The sequence below is a fragment of the Providencia sp. PROV114 genome, from assembly GCF_032704305.1.
Lineage (GTDB): Bacteria > Pseudomonadota > Gammaproteobacteria > Enterobacterales > Enterobacteriaceae > Providencia > Providencia rettgeri.
Genome location: NZ_CP120528.1, coordinates 1,584,562 through 1,602,542, shown reverse-complemented (window position 1 = coordinate 1,602,542; position 17,981 = coordinate 1,584,562). Strand labels below are relative to the sequence as shown.

At 41.5% G+C, this 17,981-nt stretch carries 15 protein-coding genes; 2 read left to right on the top strand and 13 right to left on the bottom strand.

Features of this window, described 5'->3' with window-relative positions:
- Positions 1–409: 409 nt before the first annotated feature.
- The 3 genes from P3L37_RS06895 to P3L37_RS06885 all read right to left on the bottom strand — a co-directional run bounded on the left by P3L37_RS06895 (position 410) and on the right by P3L37_RS06885 (position 2,681).
- The gene (locus tag P3L37_RS06895) at positions 410–1,309 is read right to left on the bottom strand and encodes a Dyp-type peroxidase (protein WP_109911485.1); all 900 of its coding nucleotides are present in this window, start codon (positions 1,307–1,309) and stop codon (positions 410–412) included.
- Positions 1,310–1,552: 243 nt separating this feature from the next.
- Entirely contained in the window at positions 1,553–2,158 is a 606-nt protein-coding gene (locus tag P3L37_RS06890) for an RpoE-regulated lipoprotein (protein ID WP_110732026.1), read from the bottom strand.
- 91 nt (positions 2,159–2,249) lie between these two features.
- A complete protein-coding gene (locus P3L37_RS06885) occupies positions 2,250–2,681 on the bottom strand; it encodes a GNAT family acetyltransferase (RefSeq protein WP_004912619.1) in 432 nt (143 codons plus the stop codon).
- 136 nt (positions 2,682–2,817) lie between these two features.
- Between P3L37_RS06885 and hemF the strand changes: the two genes are divergently transcribed.
- Positions 2,818–3,735: an oxygen-dependent coproporphyrinogen oxidase gene (hemF, locus tag P3L37_RS06880; protein WP_004912622.1), complete on the top strand. Its 918-nt coding sequence runs from the start codon at positions 2,818–2,820 to the stop codon at positions 3,733–3,735.
- A 158-nt stretch (positions 3,736–3,893) separates the two neighbouring features.
- Entirely contained in the window at positions 3,894–5,033 is a 1,140-nt protein-coding gene (locus tag P3L37_RS06875) for a M4 family metallopeptidase (protein ID WP_184957485.1), read from the top strand.
- A 115-nt stretch (positions 5,034–5,148) separates the two neighbouring features.
- On the opposite strand, the gene rluF is transcribed toward P3L37_RS06875, so the two are convergent.
- The 10 genes from rluF to pbpC all read right to left on the bottom strand — a co-directional run bounded on the left by rluF (position 5,149) and on the right by pbpC (position 17,957).
- Positions 5,149–6,018, bottom strand: coding sequence for a 23S rRNA pseudouridine(2604) synthase RluF (gene rluF, locus P3L37_RS06870; protein WP_109911482.1), 870 nt, complete (start codon positions 6,016–6,018; stop codon positions 5,149–5,151).
- Positions 6,019–6,199: 181 nt separating this feature from the next.
- Complete coding sequence (gene der / locus P3L37_RS06865; RefSeq protein ID WP_004912629.1) at positions 6,200–7,678, bottom strand: ribosome biogenesis GTPase Der; 1,479 nt, start codon at positions 7,676–7,678, stop codon at positions 6,200–6,202.
- A gap of 129 nt (positions 7,679–7,807) precedes the next feature.
- On the bottom strand, positions 7,808–8,980 hold the full coding sequence (gene bamB / locus P3L37_RS06860; RefSeq protein ID WP_004912633.1) for an outer membrane protein assembly factor BamB: 1,173 nt from the start codon (positions 8,978–8,980) through the stop codon (positions 7,808–7,810).
- A 20-nt stretch (positions 8,981–9,000) separates the two neighbouring features.
- A complete protein-coding gene (locus tag P3L37_RS06855; RefSeq protein WP_004912636.1) occupies positions 9,001–9,624 on the bottom strand; it encodes a YfgM family protein in 624 nt (207 codons plus the stop codon).
- A 10-nt stretch (positions 9,625–9,634) separates the two neighbouring features.
- Positions 9,635–10,912, bottom strand: a complete 1,278-nt coding sequence (gene hisS, locus P3L37_RS06850) for a histidine--tRNA ligase (protein ID WP_004912638.1) — start codon at positions 10,910–10,912, stop codon at positions 9,635–9,637.
- Positions 10,913–11,131: 219 nt separating this feature from the next.
- On the bottom strand, positions 11,132–12,250 hold the full coding sequence (gene ispG, locus P3L37_RS06845) for a flavodoxin-dependent (E)-4-hydroxy-3-methylbut-2-enyl-diphosphate synthase (protein WP_004264895.1): 1,119 nt from the start codon (positions 12,248–12,250) through the stop codon (positions 11,132–11,134).
- Positions 12,251–12,442: 192 nt separating this feature from the next.
- Positions 12,443–13,387: a cytoskeleton protein RodZ gene (gene rodZ / locus P3L37_RS06840; RefSeq protein WP_110732028.1), complete on the bottom strand. Its 945-nt coding sequence runs from the start codon at positions 13,385–13,387 to the stop codon at positions 12,443–12,445.
- A gap of 202 nt (positions 13,388–13,589) precedes the next feature.
- The gene (locus P3L37_RS06835) at positions 13,590–14,771 is read right to left on the bottom strand and encodes a bifunctional tRNA (adenosine(37)-C2)-methyltransferase TrmG/ribosomal RNA large subunit methyltransferase RlmN (protein WP_004912645.1); all 1,182 of its coding nucleotides are present in this window, start codon (positions 14,769–14,771) and stop codon (positions 13,590–13,592) included.
- 161 nt (positions 14,772–14,932) lie between these two features.
- Entirely contained in the window at positions 14,933–15,358 is a 426-nt protein-coding gene (gene ndk, locus P3L37_RS06830) for a nucleoside-diphosphate kinase (RefSeq protein ID WP_004264899.1), read from the bottom strand.
- Positions 15,359–15,635: 277 nt separating this feature from the next.
- A complete protein-coding gene (pbpC, locus tag P3L37_RS06825) occupies positions 15,636–17,957 on the bottom strand; it encodes a peptidoglycan glycosyltransferase PbpC (protein WP_198641519.1) in 2,322 nt (773 codons plus the stop codon).
- Positions 17,958–17,981 lie beyond the last annotated feature (24 nt).

Below are 17,981 nucleotides of genomic sequence, written 5' to 3'. Positions count from 1 at the left end.
AAACCCAAATGGCTGACATTGGAACCACTGTATATGTTTTGGTTATAACTGTGTAGCTATCAATCACCTTTTTATATATCAAATTAGAATAACAAAGAAATGAACGTCATAAGCAGGAAAATTAACTGATTTTTTAATTAGTTAGTGATATGAATATTACTCAATGGAGGAGCATTCTATAAGTTAAATCATTACTAGGTAGTAAGTAGGCATTAATGATAACGGGCTAATAATAATAGAATAAATACAAATCATTATGTTTAAATTGCTAAGTATAAACAGTTACTCTAAATAATTTGTGTTACAGCTAGGCGGCAAGGAAGATTAGCCCTAGGAGCATACTAGAGTATGTGACTAAGGCAATCTAGCCTACCTAACAGCACTGTAACGCAAAGTATGACGAGTAAACTTATAAAGACAGCAATGACTCTATTGATGGAGCATAGTAATAACTGCCCGATACCGCTTTCGTCATTCGCAACAAATCATCGTATTTGCCGTCTTTTTCACCAAACATACTTAATAATTGCTGTTCGATATTGTGTAATCTTGCACAATAAGCCACAAAGAATAAGCCGTGCTTACCGCTTGCTGTTCCATATGGCAAGCTGTGACGCATAACTTCAAGCTCTTCACCTTCTTCTTCAATAACCACACGGGAAACATGAGAGGTAACATTACGGGCATCTTCGTCCAGCTCAATACTGTCTTTTTTCGTCCGACCAATCATTTTTTCTTGTTCATGTTCCGAAAAACGATCCCATTTTCTTAAATCGTGTTCATAGCGTTGGACTAAAACATAGCTTCCGCCTTTATCTTCACCGTCTTCGATTAATGTGACCTCCGCAATTTCTTCCCCTTGCGGATTTTCGGTTCCATCAATAAAACCACTTAAATCTCTATCATCTACCCAACGGAAGCCATGGATTTCTTCAACCACAGAGATAGATTTACCAAATGCTTTTAAAGCCGCCTGTGCTAATGAAAAGTTAATATCGTGGCGCAGTGATTGAATATGAATAAACATATCCCGTTGAGTGGCAGGAGCGAGTCCTTTACCTAGCGTGCGAAATGGTTTCAATTCAGGGGCACTATTTGTCTTACCGAGCTGTTTCCAGATGTCAGAGCCAAACGCGATAACCGCGCCGAGGCGGTCATCTGGGTATTGGGCTTGTAATTTAGTTAAAGCCTCGACAAAGCTTTTACATCCAGACTTAATTTCATCCAGAGATCCCTCTTGCACTTGCGCTTCAATAAAAATACCAAAACGGCTATGTTCTTTCAAAATACCACTTTGAGAATGAGACATACGGTAAACCTCGTAAAATGAATATGTTATATAACCTATTTCTTATATAAAACGATATTAATATCCTATCTTATCGCCATGATGTTCACCTTGTTTTAACGCAAGGGAATATAGGTTTCAGGTCTATTATAAGAAAGAAAATTTAAGAAAGGGGAAATTTCTTTGAAAACAACGAAAAAGAAGTATTAGTGGGAAGATATCGCCAGTCTGAATAGGCCCGGCGATATCATTAATGAAATAAAACTATTTATGCCAAATAATTTGCGAGATTTGCCATGTTTTTAGGTCATCATCTGGAGGCATTAAATCTTCTGGCCCTTGCCATTTACCAGTAAAACGGTAAACCACTTTACTTGATTGTGGTGAATTACATTCAATAGTCGGAACGTCATTGACTCGTTCACCTAAGCCGCAAATACCGAAGGCTTTTTGGTAAATTTCGCTAAATTCAGTACCAATTTCAGGCCCCCATTCGGTGACGATATTTGGATCACTCACCGTAATACGTGAGACATAACCGTGCTCAGGGCCCACTATTTCTAATTTTACTTCATTGTCATCCATACCTTGGAAAACTGTGACCACATCCCCACTTTCCATTTGCATACCGCTGCGTAGTGTATAACGGTCACTAAGTTGTTTCTTAATGATATCCGCTTGCATTGGTGTAAAACTGGTCACTTGGCCAAGCCCTGAGCTAGAAACTACCAACGGGCCACTAAACCAAGTTGATGGCGAAAAAACCTTCACACCCGCACACCCTGATAACAAGGCTGCTCCACAGAGTAGAGAAACCTTCAACAACGGCGATAATCCATTATTACTGTTCAACTTTGCATGTTGGGACATATCATCCTCTTTTATGAGTCGCATAATGCATATTGTGACAATCTATTTACTAAAACATTCCCATAGAAAGTTAAATAAATAGTCAATTAACTTAAAAATCCGTTTCGTGCGTTAATTTTTTCGAATAAATCAAACGTTCAGGTTGTTCTTCTTCATACAACATTTTTTCAAACATGCAGATAGCGGCATCAGATTCCTCACTCACTAATAACTCTATTCTTCCGCAGCCTCTGGCTATCAGTTTTTTTTCTAGTCGACTCACTAATGCATTAGCAATACCACGACCGCGATATTCAGGGTGAACAGCAAGATAAACAGCTGTTCCACGAATGCCATCGTAGCCCCCCATAATAGTACCGACAACTTCACCGGCAACTTCAGCCACTAAAAATAAGTCGGCCCCACACTGTAATTTGCGTTCAATATCGAGTTCAGGATCACCTGAAAATTCATTGAGAGCACAACGCTCCCATAAGGTCAGGACGTCTTCATAATCACTTTGCCGAAAGACTCGTATTTCCATCTCATTTGCCTACTTAAGCTAATCTTTCTGCCATTATCTCTGCTTTTGCAACACAATCAATATTCAATATGCCTTTCTTCGAGTAAAAGGGTATACTTTAACCATTATTTTTTTGCTATGGTTCTATTATAAAACAATGAATTACCCAGATATTGATCGCGTAAAAGCCTATTTGCAGAACTTGCAAGAGACTATTTGCCAAAAAATTACTGAGCTAGATGGTAAGCAAACTTTTCTAGAACAAACATGGGAACGAACTGAAGGTGGTGGCGGTCGTAGCCGAGTACTAACGAAAGGCGCATTATTTGAACAAGCTGGGGTTAACTTCTCACATATTAAAGGAGAAAAGTTGCCAGCATCAGCCTCTGCACATCGGCCCGAGCTTGCTGGCCGTAGCTACCAAGCAATGGGCGTCTCTCTTGTTATTCACCCTCTGAATCCTTACATTCCAACTACCCATGCTAATGTTCGTTTCTTTATCGCTGAAAAAGAAGGTTGTGAGCCCGTTTGGTGGTTTGGTGGCGGTTTTGATTTAACCCCTTTCTATGGTTTTCATGAAGATGTTATCCACTGGCATACCGTTGCTCGTGATCTATGTCGCCCTTATGGGACTGATGTATATCCTAAATATAAAAATTGGTGCGATGAATACTTTTTCCTGAAACATAGAAATGAACCTCGAGGTGTTGGTGGGCTATTTTATGATGACCTTAACCAAGGTGGTTTTGAGTCTTGTTTTAGCTTCACTCAAGCGGTGGGTAATGGTTTTTTAGATGCCTATGTCCCGATTGTTGAAAAACGCCGAGCTCATTCATGGGGTGAAAGAGAACGTCAATTCCAATTATATCGTCGTGGTCGCTACGTAGAATTTAATTTAGTATGGGATAGAGGTACATTATTTGGCTTACAAAGCGGAGGCCGCACAGAGTCAATTTTAATGTCAATGCCACCGCTTGTTCGCTGGGAATACGACTATCATCCAGAACCTAATAGCCCAGAAGCTGCCCTCTATACTGAATTTTTAGTCTTAAATAAAGAGTGGGTTTCGCCATAATTGATAACACTGGTTTATAAATTAAGGTAGAAAAATAACCGTTCTACCTTTCTAACATAAAATAATAATTATTGATTATAAATCTTAAATATCAAGTAGTTACAAATCAATCACGACAGATTATGATTCCATTTCACCCAACTGAATGGAGTTGTAATATGAATCAAATTTTAGGCCGTTCATTATTATCACCTTGTTTATTAGCAAGTTTAGTCACTAAATCAGGCCACACAGACTTAAAATCAACGCTCACGCATATCAATGATATTATGAGCCGAACCTATTCACATGAAGATGCATTACTCCACCGCAATAATCTTTCAGCTTGCCCTATAGATATGATAGGAAAGCGCTATAATCGCTTTATTCGCGATGCTCAACGCCCTGTCCCACATAAAAACCACTGGCATTCCGACCTGCCAATTTGTGAACGTTCAGGACTTTCACCTGATAGCCATATGCCACATGATGACTACGCGGTGATTATGCGCGAAGAAGATACTCATGCGCCATCAGAACCAGCGGGGCAAGTATTTAATTCAATTGGCATTATCCGTACCTTTTTTAAGGAAAAATTAAATATTGACCAAATTTTTGGCTGTTCTGCTGATATTAATGCGGTTATCCATTATGGAACAAACTACGCTAATGCATTTTGGAATTCTCAAGCTATTTTCTTTGGTGACGGGGATGGAATCGTTTTTGGCCCATTCTATAATGACATCGATATAATCGCTCACGAGCTGGCTCACGGCTTTATTAGTTCAAAAGCTGATTTTAGATATACTTACCAATCTGGTGCGCTCAATGAGTCTGTCGCAGATGTACTTGGGATTATGGTGAAACAATATTTAAATAATGAAACAGCCGATACTTCTAATTGGCTACTAGGCGAAAATTTATTTATTGACCAAATAAATGCGCCGGCACTACGTTCTATGATAAACCCAGGGGATGCTTATTATCTTTCTGACGATGTTAGAGACCCGCAAGTTGGTCATATGTCTCAATATCAGGATTTACCTATTTTTATTGACAATGGCGGCGTACATATTAATTCAGGTATCCCAAATAGAGCCTTTTACCTATTAGCTAAGAGTCTTGGAGGTTATACATGGGACATCGCCGGTAAAATTTGGCTTGAAGCCGTGTCTGACAATAATGTGACAAAGAGAGCCAACTTCATCGAATTTGCTAATGCAACGATCCGTGCTGCTAAGAAATTATTTGATGATAATATCGCGCAAAAAACACAGCAAAGCTGGTTAGATGTTGGACTAGTTTTAAAACTGCAATAATTTATATAAACAGTTTTAAACTAATTTAAGATTAATTTTTCTGTAAAACATAAAGGCCGATAATAAAGAGCTCAAAACAACTCTTTTATTCAGCCTTATTAATCAAACCTGCACGTTAACGTTTTTTCTTTTTTCTACCTGGTTGTGTAAACTTTTTGCGTGTCGGGTTTTCTGGTTTTACTTTGGGTTTACTTGGCGAAGTCTGCTTTGTATTACTTTTGTTAGCAGAAGCTGACTTCTGTGGCTTCTTTACTTTTACGTCTGATTCAGATTTTTCCATCATATCAAATAATTCAATCAGTTCATCATCAGTTAAATCACGCCACTCCCCGACAGGAATGCCTGTTAACTTAACATTCATGATGCGAACACGTTCAAGCTTGGTGACCTCAAAGCCAAAATGCTCACACATACGACGAATTTGACGGTTTAGTCCTTGTACAAGTGTAATTCTAAAAACAAAAGGAGCCTCTTTCTTAACCTTACATTTTTTCGTCATTGTTCCAAGAATGGGTACTCCAGCCCCCATTCCACGAATAAAGTCATCCGTTACGGGTTTATTGACCGTGACTAAATACTCTTTTTCATGAGAATTGCCTGCCCGTAAAATTTTATTCACCAAATCCCCATGGTTGGTGAGAAAAATTAACCCTTGAGAGTCTTTATCTAAGCGGCCAATCGGGAAAATTCGGGTACTATGATTAACATAATCAACAATATTATCTTTTTCACCACTCTCTGTCGTACTAACAATACCGACAGGCTTATTGAGTGCGATTAATACTAAATCTTCTTCATTACGCGGCTCTATTAATTGCCCATTAACTTTTACCACGTCACCAGCAAAAACTTGGTCGCCAATTCCTGCACGCTTACCATTAATAAATACATTACCTTGTTCAATATAACGGTCAGCTTCACGCCTTGAGCAAATACCACTTTCACTAATATATTTGTTTAAACGTGTAGAAGAACGAGTGTCCATAATTTTCCTCAATCTTTGATTCTTACCCTTACGTTCATCATGATATATGCTAGTAACGTAAGGGCGATATTCATTCTTAAAGTATTATCCAGATAATATTAAAAAGCCGTAACATAATGACTTTGTTACGGCTTTTATGCGTTCAATAGGGCTAATTAAGCTTTCATCAGCGCCTTATTGACTAGCGTTTTTTCAAATGCTGCATTAAACGCTTACGCTTACGCAACTGGGTTGGCGTTAACTTATTTTTCTTATCTGCATAAGGGTTTTCTCCCTCTTTAAACAGAATTCGAATTGGCGTTCCCATCACTTGCAATGAACGGCGGAAGTAATTCATCAAATAACGCTTATAGCTATCTGGTAAATCAGAAACTTGGTTACCGTGGATCACTACAATCGGTGGATTGTGTCCCCCAGCATGGGCATACTTCATTTTAACACGACGACCACGAATAAGTGGCGGTTGGTGCTCATCTTCTGCCATCTTCATGATACGAGTTAATAATGCAGTACCTACTCGACGAGTTGCAGACTCATAAGCTTCTTGCACTGATTCAAATAAATTACCCACTCCACTACCATGCAGTGCAGAAATAAAGTGAATACGCGCGAAATCAACAAAACCAAGACGCAGTTCAAGCATGTCTTTTACGTGCTCGCGGTCTTCTGGCTTCATACCATCCCATTTATTGACTGCAATCACCAATGAGCGCCCCGCATTGAGGATAAAGCCAAGTAAAGATAAATCTTGGTCTGAAATACCTTCGCGTGCATCGATAACTAAGAGTACGACGTTCGCGTCTTCAATCGCTTGCAATGTTTTGATAACAGAGAATTTTTCCACTGTTTCTGTAACTTTTCCACGCTTACGCACACCGGCGGTATCGATTAAAATATACTCACGCTCATCGCGTTCCATTGGGATGTAAATGCTGTCACGTGTGGTTCCTGGCATATCAAACACCACAACACGTTCTTCACCTAAAATACGGTTGGTTAATGTCGATTTACCGACATTCGGACGGCCAACGATGGCTAATTTAATCGGTAATGTTGTTGGGTCAAAGTCATCTTCTTCGTCTTCATCAAGCTCACCTTGAGCTTCTAACTCAGCCCAATATGCCGCATTTTCTTCTTCCTCGGTCAACTCAACTTCTTCCTCGTCTTCTTCCACAAAAGGTTTCAACGACTGTTCAATTAACTGAGTAACACCGCGACCATGTGATGCCGCGATCGGATGAATTTCGCCTAGGCCAAGCGAGTAAAAATCTCCGATTGCCGTAGTTACATCAATTCCATCGGTTTTGTTCGCGACTAAATAGGTTTTTTTCTTGCGACTACGAAGGTGTTTGGCAATGCCTTCATCAGCGGGCATTAACCCGGCTCTTGCATCAACCATAAACAGAACAATGTCTGCCTCTTCAATTGCTTGCAAGGACTGTGCGGCCATGTGCGTCTCTACGCCTTCCTCAGTCCCATCGATACCACCCGTGTCTATAATAATGAACTCATGCCCTTCAACTTCAGCACGACCATATTTACGATCACGAGTCAGACCGGGAAAGTCCGCTACTAATGCGTCACGGGTACGGGTTAAACGGTTAAATAACGTGGATTTTCCTACGTTTGGACGCCCTACCAGCGCTACGACGGGTATCATTTTTAGATGCCTCACAACTTTTATTAACTAAAGGAATTCTGAGGCTTTAACTCAGAAAACAAAAAACGAAACGGCTCCTATCTTCAGGAACCGTTGATTTTATCGATAAATTGGCGGTTTGTCAGAAAATTAACGTGTTAACAGGTAAACTGTTCCGTTTTTTGTCTGAACCATTAGCTTATCACTTGCAACCACTGGACGACTGTGAATACCGGAGCTGTTTAATTTGTTTTGTGCTACAAACCCGCCCGTACTCATATCTAACCAATGCAGATAACCTTCTTTATCACCGACCACAAGATAGCCATTATACATTTCTGGCGCAGATAGCCCGCGGTTTAGCAGTTCTTCCTGTGTCCACAGCGTTACACCATCGCTTTTACGAACAGATAACACGCGATCATTTTGGTCGACAAGATACAGGTTTTCACCTGACATCACCATGTCATTGATTGAGCCAAGCTCGCGTTTCCACAGAATTTGACCTGAACGCATATCCAGTGCGGCTAAAGTACCATTATAAGCAATCGCATACACTTTACCGTCATCAATAATTGGTGTCATATCGACATCATTTAAACGGCCGATTTCTGTCGAACTTGTCACTTGAGAAATACGTTGTTGCCAAATTAACTGACCTTGAGACAATAGCACCGCACTGACACGGCCGTTATCCCCACCGACAATCGCAGCACCAAAAGCAACCGCAGGAGCAGATTCACCACGTAATGACAACGATGGTGTATCCATGTTAACGGTCCACTTGATTTCACCACTATTGACATCTAAAGCTTGTAGTTGACCATTACTGGTGTGAATAATAACAAAGTCGTTACTCACAACAGGTTTAGAAAGGGCTTCGCCTGCAACTTCGACATCCCAAGCAACTTGGCCATCTTCTTTGTTCAGAGCAATAACGGTTCCGCGCTCAGTACCCACAAAAATTTTATCACCATCAACGGTTAAACCACCTGATAGCAATGCCGATAAGTTAGCAGAAAGAAAACCCGTGCGTTTAGATAAATCGACTGACCACAGTTCTTTGCCACTATCGAGTTCAAAGGCTTTAACTAAACCTTTGCGGTCTGCTGCATAAACGGCTGAACCATCCCAAACAGGTGATAATTCAGAATAAAATTGTTCAACACCATTTCCAACCGATTTATCCCAAACAATTGATGGGGTGAATTGATTTTCAACCTGTGGAAGTGGCGCCATGATAATAGAATCAGTTTCGCTGGAACAACCGGCAAGTAAAGCTGAAGCGACTAGGCCAACTAAAAGTGTTTTGCGCAACTGCATGTTTGTCGTTTCCTTTCTTCTTATGAATTAGATACGTTGTTCAACTTCAGAGTCAAAATACCTCTAATAGATTGAGAGCCTTCACTTTCTAACCCCTGAGCATAAGCGGCTTTTGCACCAGCTTTATCGCCCTTATGGAGTAAAGCATCGCCACGGACATCCTGTGCCGTTGCTTGCCATGATTTACTTTTAATATTTGCAACTGACGCTATCGCGCCATCAGCATTACCTTGGGCTAATTGCACTCGCGCTAAACGCAAGTTAATTAAATCTTGCATATCCACGGTTTTTGCCTTGGCTAGTGCATTGGTCAATGCAGTTTGTGCATTAGCTAAATCGCCTTTATCCACCGCGATTTGTGCAAGCTCTAAGCCCATCATCGCACTGTATACATCGTCGGTTTCAGCCGCGAATTTTTGCGCTGCAACAATGCCTTGCTCTGAGCCTGAACGTAATTGGCTATTTACTGCTTCAAACTTTTGAGCGCTTTCCTGCAGTACATTCGTTTTATGAGACTGCCAGTAGTTCCAACCAAATACACCACCAACACCAATTACGAGGCCAACAACTAATGCCACGCCATTATTCGCAAAAAAGCGTTTAATCGCATCGACTTGATCATTTTCGTTTGTATAGACTTCCACTTGTCTCTCCTTAACCTAATAACTCGGCGATGCGTGACGCCATAAGTTGCTGCGAAATAGTTTCTTGTACGCCTGTGCGTAAATCTTTCAATGTGACTTGGCTATTTTTAATTTCATCTTCCCCCAAGATCAGTGCAATTTTAGCGCCTTGTTTGTCCGCTCTTGCTAACTGTTTCTTGAAGTTACCACCACCGTGGTTAGTCATTAACCGTAGTGTTGGTAGTGCATCACGTACTTTTTCGGCTACTAATATCGCTGCTTGTTGGCTATCTTCGCCAAAAGAAGCAAGATAAACATCAGCAACTGAAGCATCCGCTGTAAATTCTGGGTTCACTTCTTGGACTAATAACACCATCCGTTCCATGCCCATGGCAAAACCAACCGCAGGTGTTGCACGACCGCCTAATTGTTCAACTAAGCCGTCATATCGACCGCCCGCGCAAACTGTGCCTTGTGAGCCCAACGCCGTTGTTACCCACTCAAAAACGGTGCGATTATAGTAGTCAAGACCACGAACTAAGCGTTGATTAACGCGGTATTGAACCCCAGCAGCTTCTAACAATTTGCATAAGCCATCAAAGTGCTCACGTGATTCGACATCAAGGTAATCAAACAGTTCAGGTGCATCATTCAATAAAGCCTGAATTTCTTGATTTTTAGAATCCAAAACACGTAGAGGATTTGTATACATTCGACGCTTACAATCTTCATCCAGCTTGTCTTTATGCTGTTCTAAGAAAGCAACTAAAGCCTCACGGTAATTGGCACGCGCTTCTAATGAGCCAATCGAGTTCAGCTCTAAAGTCACATGCTCACTAATGCCTAACGCTTTCCACCAGCGTGCCGTCATTAAGATGACTTCAGCATCGATATCAGGACCCGCAAGACCAAAAACTTCAGCCCCTAACTGGTGAAATTGACGATAACGGCCTTTTTGTGGGCGCTCATAACGGAACATAGGTCCTAAATACCACAAACGCTGTTCCTGATTGTACAGCAAACCATGCTCAATACCTGCACGGACACAACCTGCGGTATTTTCAGGGCGTAATGTCAGACTTTCATCGTTACGGTCATTGAAAGTGTACATTTCTTTTTCAACGACATCCGTCACTTCACCAATCGCTCTGCGAAATAGCGGGGTCTGCTCTACAATCGGGGTACGAATTTCACTAAAACCATAACCCTGTAAAATATTTTTCAATGTTGCTTCGATTTTCTGCCATACACGCGTGTCAGCTGGTAAGTAATCATTCATACCGCGAATGGCTTGGATATTTTTTCCCACTTTATTTCTCTATTTTCAGAATTACATAAGTTTGATTATAAGAGCGAAATATCATCTGGTTCAATCAACAAACACCAATTACTGATACTAATCGGGATTTATCTGTCAATTTGTACGGTGAGCGACCGATTTTAGAAAAAAATGCGGATGATTGATAGAGTGTTTGTTCTAAACATGCCAAACGACTCGGTGAGCCGCTTAGCAGTAGAATACACAAAATTAGTCTTTTAAGTTGACTTCAATCCGCTTGCTTTCATCCATCATCGCCGCTTTGGCTCGAATTTTAGCCTCTAACTGGTCGATAATGTTGTCATTATCAAAACGCTCTTTTTGTCGTTTACCGTCTTCATAAAAACCGCTCTTGGTTTTTGCCCCTGCAACGCCTAGCGTAGAAACTTCCGCTTCACCGGGGCCATTAACCACACAGCCAATAATCGATACATCCATTGGTGTAATGATATCTTCTAAACGCTGTTCTAATTCATTCACGGTACCAATCACATCAAACTCTTGCCGTGAACAAGTTGGGCAAGCAATAAAATTAATACCACGTGAACGAATTCGCAGTGATTTTAAGATATCAAAACCCACTTTAACTTCTTCAACAGGGTCAGCAGCTAAAGAAATACGCAAGGTGTCACCGATACCTTCAGACAATAGCATTCCTAAGCCAATTGCAGATTTTACTGAACCTGCACGGGCACCACCGGCTTCGGTAATCCCTAAATGCAGTGGTTGATCGATTTTATTCGCTAATAAACGGTAAGAGCCGACAGCAAGAAATACATCTGATGCTTTTACACTAACCTTAAACTGATCAAAATTAAGCCTATCTAGGATGTCCACATGACGCATTGCCGACTCAACCAATGCTTCAGGTGTTGGCTCGCCGTACTTCTCTTGAATATCTTTTTCAAGGGAGCCACCATTAACCCCAATACGAATTGGAATATTGTAGTGGCGTGCGCAATCAACAACTTGGCGAATTCGTTCTTCGCTACCAATATTACCTGGGTTAATACGCAAGCAATCAACGCCGTATTCTGCCACTTTTAATGCAATACGATAGTCAAAATGGATATCCGCCACCAATGGAACACTAACTTGCTGTTTAATCAATTTAAATGCTTCAGCGGCATCCATGGTGGGAACAGAAACACGCACAATATCAACACCCACACGCTCAAGAGATTTTATTTGGCGAACTGTGGCTTCGACATCAGTTGTACGGGTATTAGTCATTGACTGGACAGCGATAGGAGCGCCATCGCCTACGGGTACGCTACCTACATTAATACGGGTGGATTTACGTCTTTTTATCGGTGATTCATTATGCATTTTGGTTTAATTCTCCGAACGTCCATGTGCTCTTTGTTACCGTGGTACTCTTTATTACCGTGATATTCTTTGTTACCGCGATATAGTTTTAACGATTATTTTTATACGCTCAACTATACACAAGAAAGCAAACTATAGCCTATCAAAAAAGATGTTTTCGGATATAGTTTGCTTCTTTTTACCTGTCTGTTTTTAGGCTTCAGGTAACTTCAATTTTGCTGGACGTTTCGCTTTAATGAAGCGGCTTAAATCAACAGTATTGCCTTGAAACTGTACAGTGACATTCGCTGGTGCACCAATATTCAGGCGATAAGGTTGCGGCCCATCAAGTTCCAACTTATCACCATTATTTTTGGTGCCACTAAATAAGATTTTATTATTCGCATCACGAATTTCTAACCAGCACTGGCCAGTAAAATTCAATACTAGGGCTTGGCTGCTTGCAGCAACAGGTTCAGCCGTTTCTGTATTTTGTGTTCTGTCTAATGCAACTGAAGATTGCGGTGCATTAGGTAATGGAATTGTTTTGACAGGCTCGGCAGCAGAGTCAGTCGCTAATACGGGCTCTTGAGTTTGTAATTCAAGAGTATTTTCCGGTACAACAGGCGCCGTGTCAGTTGAGACGACCTCTGTTGATGTCAGTAATTCAACCGGTGTGGTGTTATTATCTTGCTGGGACAAAATCAAATCATTTTGATTTGCCATTGAAACTAGCTCATTTTTTTGAGCGTTATGATCCTGCCACCACCATATGCCAACCATTGCGATAAGAACAATCACAATCAACCAAGTCAGCTTCATTAACCAACCTTCGCGCTTTTTGCGTTTTTTCCCCAAAGAATAACTTTGCATAGGAGAAACTTTGGCTAACGTAACGGTTTCTTCCGTTTTCATATACGTTTTTAATTCGCTTTCGGGTATACCTACCATACGAGCGTAAAGACGAATATAGCCTCGTAAAAATGTTGGTTCCACGCCAGCGGGAGCAATATCTTGTTCTATCTCTTTTACCGTACTGATTTTAAGGCACAATCGTTCTGCAACAACATCTTGGGTTAGCCCCATGCGCTCACGTGCTTGCGTCAATAATTGTCCTACTGTGGTCGTAGCTTGTTCGGTATTATTTTCGATAGTCATTTGCTGGCAACACTATTTCCAAGTTTAAAAGATATAAAGCAAACATTGAGCAGCTTTATTCGTCAATAATTTATCATCATGTTGAAACAACAATTAAATTTTTCTTATTGCTTCAACTATTGTAGGTGAACAAAGGCGTTTTGCCTAACTCTAAAACGCCCTAAATCATCACCTAATTCACTGATTCAAGCCTATTTATAAATCAGACTGTTTTTACCTTGATAGGTTCCCCTGCTAAGCGTTTTTTTAACGTTCGTTTTGTTCTGTCGATCACGTCGCCAGCAAGTTGCCCACAGGCAGCATCAATATCATCACCGCGTGTTTTGCGCACTATCGTGGTAAAACCATATCCCATCAATACTTTACAAAAACGGTCAATACGACTATTCGAACTTCTACCGTATGGCGCCCCTGGGAACGGGTTCCATGGAATTAAGTTAATCTTACTCGGTGTATTTTTTAAACATTCCGCTAATTGATGTGCTTGCTCAACACTGTCGTTCACGTGATCTAACATCACATACTCAACAGTTACTCGCCCTGCATTAGCATTCGATTTCGTTAAATAACGATTCACACTGTTGAGGAAGGTTTCAATATTGTATTTTTTATTAATTGGAACGATATCGTCACGGATATCATCTGTTGGCGCATGCAATGAAATCGCTAACGCAACATCAATCATATCCCCTAGCTTATCCAGTGCAGGCACAACACCTGAAGTGGAAATCGTGACACGGCGCTTAGATAGACCAAAGCCGAAGTCATCTAACATAATTTCCATCGCAGGGACGACATTATTCAAATTCAGCAATGGTTCGCCCATTCCCATCATCACAACGTTGGTAATTGGACGACGTCCACTGGATTTCAGTGAACCAATAATTTTGGCAGCTCGCCAAACCTGACCAATAATTTCTGAAACACGTAAGTTACGGTTGAAGCCTTGTTGCGCCGTAGAGCAGAATTTACATTCCAATGCGCAACCCACTTGTGAAGAAACGCACAATGTTGCACGGTCTGCTTCTGGGATATACACCGTTTCAACCAGTTGGTCACCCACTTTGATTGCCCACTTAATGGTGCCATCTGATGAACGCTGTTCATCAGCGACTTCCGGTGCACGGATTTCCGCGACTTCTTTCAGTTTTGCTCTAAGGACTTTATTAATATCGGTCATTTGGTCAAAATCATCATAGCAATAATGATAAATCCATTTCATGACCTGATCCGCGCGGAACGGTTTTTCACCCATTTGAGCAAAGAACTCGCGCATTTGCTTGCGGTTTAAATCAAGTAAATTGGTTTTTTGGTTCGTTTTTTCTGGTGTGACAGAAATAGCGGAAGAAGTTGCACATTGTGCATCTGTCGTCATATCAGACATGGTGTATTGCCTCGTTGTTACACTTTCGGCAGTGCTAGTGGTGAGTATAGCACGACGTAATTTTTGCGGTCTTAAAAATATAATCGCCCCGCTAATCATAGCAGGGCGTCGCATTGTACAAACTTTATAACAATAATGCTAATGCATTAGTTAAAGAAGTCTTAGCGTGGGCAGATTTCATCAGCAGTGAAGAAATACGCGATTTCACGTGCAGCAGATTCTTCAGAGTCTGAACCGTGAGTTGCGTTTTCAGTGAAACTGTCTGCGTAGTCTGCGCGTAAAGTACCCGCTAATGCGTTATCTGGGTTAGTTGCGCCCATCAGGTCACGATGACGTTGGATTGCATTTTCACCTTCTAACACTTGCAGCATGATAGGGCCTGAAGTCATGAATTCAACCAGACCTTCAAAGAAAGGACGGCCTTTGTGTTCAGCGTAGAAGCCTTCAGCTTGCTCACGAGTCAAATGCATCATTTTAGCAGCGATGATTGTGAAACCCGCGCTTTCAAAACGGTTGTAGATTGCACCAATAACGTTTTTCTTCACAGCGTTTGGTTTAATAATAGAAAATGTACGTTGAACAGTCATAAATAACCTCTTACCGATTCATTAGGCCTTTATTCTTTATTCTTCCCTGTAACTTAGGATGCAAGAACTTAAAATAGGCATGTTGTAGTTTTTTATATTATTTCTAATTCTATTGTTAGGCCTTTAGACTTCAAAAGCAACCATATCTAGGAAAAAGAAAAATAAGGCGATGATTATAGGGGCTCTGATTACAATTTCCTACAGTCACAACAACATTTTGTTAAACTTTTTATAGCAAAAAACACTATTTTTTCGGGTAAGTCACGTTTTTCATCTATTACTTCACTCTAAAGCTCATTGCCGTCACTTGGCCGCTTAAATCTAATACCGAAATTTGGTAGTTTCCACTTTTATCGAGTGTCAGCAAAATAGAACCGTTTTGCTCGGTTGTATTCACTTGTTCTCCGTTTAAAAACCACCATTTCTGCCCTTGCCCACCCTGCGTGACTAAACGTAAATCTAAGCTGGTTTTCCCAGGTAGACGCTGTAAAACCTCCCCATCACGGATACCAGAAATCAATAATGGCGGCATTTCTAGCTTCATCGGTGGACACGATAAATCCGCTTTGGGTAAACGGTTCTCACGTTTTTCACTTGATGGCAACCAAGATTCGACGGTAATAGGCCATAAATGTACTTCTTTTTCTTGGGCATTTGGGCAATCTGCCGCGACTTGGAGCCCTTTTTCATTCACCCAAATTTTTTGTCTTAATCCTAATAGAGACTCTTGATCTCGCGCCATTAAAGTAGGCGGAATGGTATTATCCAAGATCCAACTAAGACGCCTTTGGCGACAATTATTATCGTCTTTCAGTAATGAAGTTCCTCCCGGCCAGCAGATCACCGCTTGGCTCACACTGGCAGGTTTTACATCTTTTGGTAGTGGTTCGTGGGATTGATAGATTTTGCTCAGTAACATGCCATTAATTTGGTTCATAATCGGAATGGCGGTTGCAAAGCCTAGTTGTCCCGCAACGGGTGTCGCATCAGGCCGCCCAACCCAAACGCCGATGGTATAACGTGGATTAACACCAATCGCCCACGCATCGCGATAACCATAACTGGTTCCCGTTTTCCATGCCAAATTGAGTTGCCCTGATAAATTAGCCTCAGGAACAGGGCGTGCTTCCCCCCCCATAATACGGCGTACTATCCATGCAGCTCCCGGTGACATCAACGCTCTATCGCGAATTTCATCGGTTGGTTTAAAACGTAACGGTGACACATTACCTTTTCGCGCAAATGCGCTATAGGCAGAAACTAAATCTTCCATCCGTGTGGCTGTGCCGCCTAAAATCAGCGACAAGTTTGGTTCACTACCTAACGGAAAACGCAGCTCAGTCCCAACATTGCGCAGTTGAGCCGTAAATCGTTTGCTGCCATACACATCTAACAACTGAACCACCGGTAAATTCAATGAACGAACGAGCGCATCGCTAACACTCACTGGCCCATTAAAACCACTGTCAAAGTTCCCCGGACGATAATCATTAAAGCGCCGTGGAACATCTTGTAATAACGATTCCGCATGGATGAGCCCGTCATCCATAGCTAATGCGTATAAGAATGGTTTTAACGTTGAGCCTGGAGAGCGCCAAGCACTAATCATGTCCACATGACCAAAACGGCTATCATCCTGAAAATCAATTGAGCCAATATACGCTTTCACTGCCATATCTGTATGATCAACCACCAAAATTCCCAATGATGTTTGTTTTGGTAGTTGGTTTTTCCAATTCATGGCCATGTCTTCCAGTTGCCTTTGCAAACTGGCATCGATAGTGGTTTCAATGATGGACTGTTGCGTATCTTTGGTCACCCTCCTTGCAAGCAAAGGGGCTGAATGCGGATTCTTTCGCGGTGCTAACCAAATTTGTTCTTGTTTAATATCGGCAACTTTTTCAGAGCTCCAGACTTGGTATTCTTCTAACCTATCCAATACTTTATCACGGGCGGCTTGTGCCCTTTGTGGATAACGGTCTGGCCTTAAACGGCTAGGGGCTTGAGGTAGAACAGCAAAGAGAGCCGCTTCACTCGCCGTCAATTTTGCCGGTGACTTATTCAAATATACCCAGCTAGCTGCGCCAATACCTTCAATGGTTCCGCCATACGGAGCACGGTTTAAATACATTTCTAAAATTTCATCTTTCGAATAGTGATATTCGAGTTGAGCCGTACGCCAAAGCTGTTTCAGCTTACCGCCCAATGTTCTTTCATGGGGGTCAATTAACCGTGCAACTTGCATCGAAATGGTACTTCCGCCCGACACAATACGCCCTGAACTCACAAACTGCCCCGCTGCCCTAACTAACGAAAACGGGTTTACCCCCGGGTGACGGTAAAAATGGCGGTCTTCATACGTTAATAACGCTTCGATAAAATCAGGAGAAACCTCTTCGAGTGTAACAGGAAAGCGCCAAATTCCTTCTTTGTCTGCAAAGCGCCACAATGGTGTACCATCAGCTGCAACCACGGTTCGTGCCATTTCAATTTGCTTAATCGGCAACGGCCAAATTTTATCAGCGGCTAAAAAAGCCAGTGGCAAAATAATGACCAACAGAACCAGTGTGATGCCTGTGCGACGTAACCATTTTTTCATTGATGGGAGTACCGAAAATAAATT

What these genes read in the sequence shown, in the direction of transcription:
- rodZ (WP_110732028.1), bottom strand. Translation starts at nt 13,387, where the DNA reads ATGACTATCGAAAATAATACCGAACAAGCTACGACCACAGTAGGACAA.
- ispG (WP_004264895.1), bottom strand. Translation starts at nt 12,250, where the DNA reads ATGCATAATGAATCACCGATAAAAAGACGTAAATCCACCCGTATTAAT.
- P3L37_RS06885 (WP_004912619.1), bottom strand. Translation starts at nt 2,681, where the DNA reads ATGGAAATACGAGTCTTTCGGCAAAGTGATTATGAAGACGTCCTGACC.
- pbpC (WP_198641519.1), bottom strand. Translation starts at nt 17,957, where the DNA reads ATGAAAAAATGGTTACGTCGCACAGGCATCACACTGGTTCTGTTGGTC.
- bamB (WP_004912633.1), bottom strand. Translation starts at nt 8,980, where the DNA reads ATGCAGTTGCGCAAAACACTTTTAGTTGGCCTAGTCGCTTCAGCTTTA.
- der (WP_004912629.1), bottom strand. Translation starts at nt 7,678, where the DNA reads ATGATACCCGTCGTAGCGCTGGTAGGGCGTCCAAACGTAGGAAAATCC.
- P3L37_RS06835 (WP_004912645.1), bottom strand. Translation starts at nt 14,771, where the DNA reads ATGTCTGATATGACGACAGATGCACAATGTGCAACTTCTTCCGCTATT.
- P3L37_RS06875 (WP_184957485.1), top strand. Translation starts at nt 3,894, where the DNA reads ATGAATCAAATTTTAGGCCGTTCATTATTATCACCTTGTTTATTAGCA.
- ndk (WP_004264899.1), bottom strand. Translation starts at nt 15,358, where the DNA reads ATGACTGTTCAACGTACATTTTCTATTATTAAACCAAACGCTGTGAAG.
- rluF (WP_109911482.1), bottom strand. Translation starts at nt 6,018, where the DNA reads ATGGACACTCGTTCTTCTACACGTTTAAACAAATATATTAGTGAAAGT.
- P3L37_RS06890 (WP_110732026.1), bottom strand. Translation starts at nt 2,158, where the DNA reads ATGTCCCAACATGCAAAGTTGAACAGTAATAATGGATTATCGCCGTTG.
- hemF (WP_004912622.1), top strand. Translation starts at nt 2,818, where the DNA reads ATGAATTACCCAGATATTGATCGCGTAAAAGCCTATTTGCAGAACTTG.
- P3L37_RS06895 (WP_109911485.1), bottom strand. Translation starts at nt 1,309, where the DNA reads ATGTCTCATTCTCAAAGTGGTATTTTGAAAGAACATAGCCGTTTTGGT.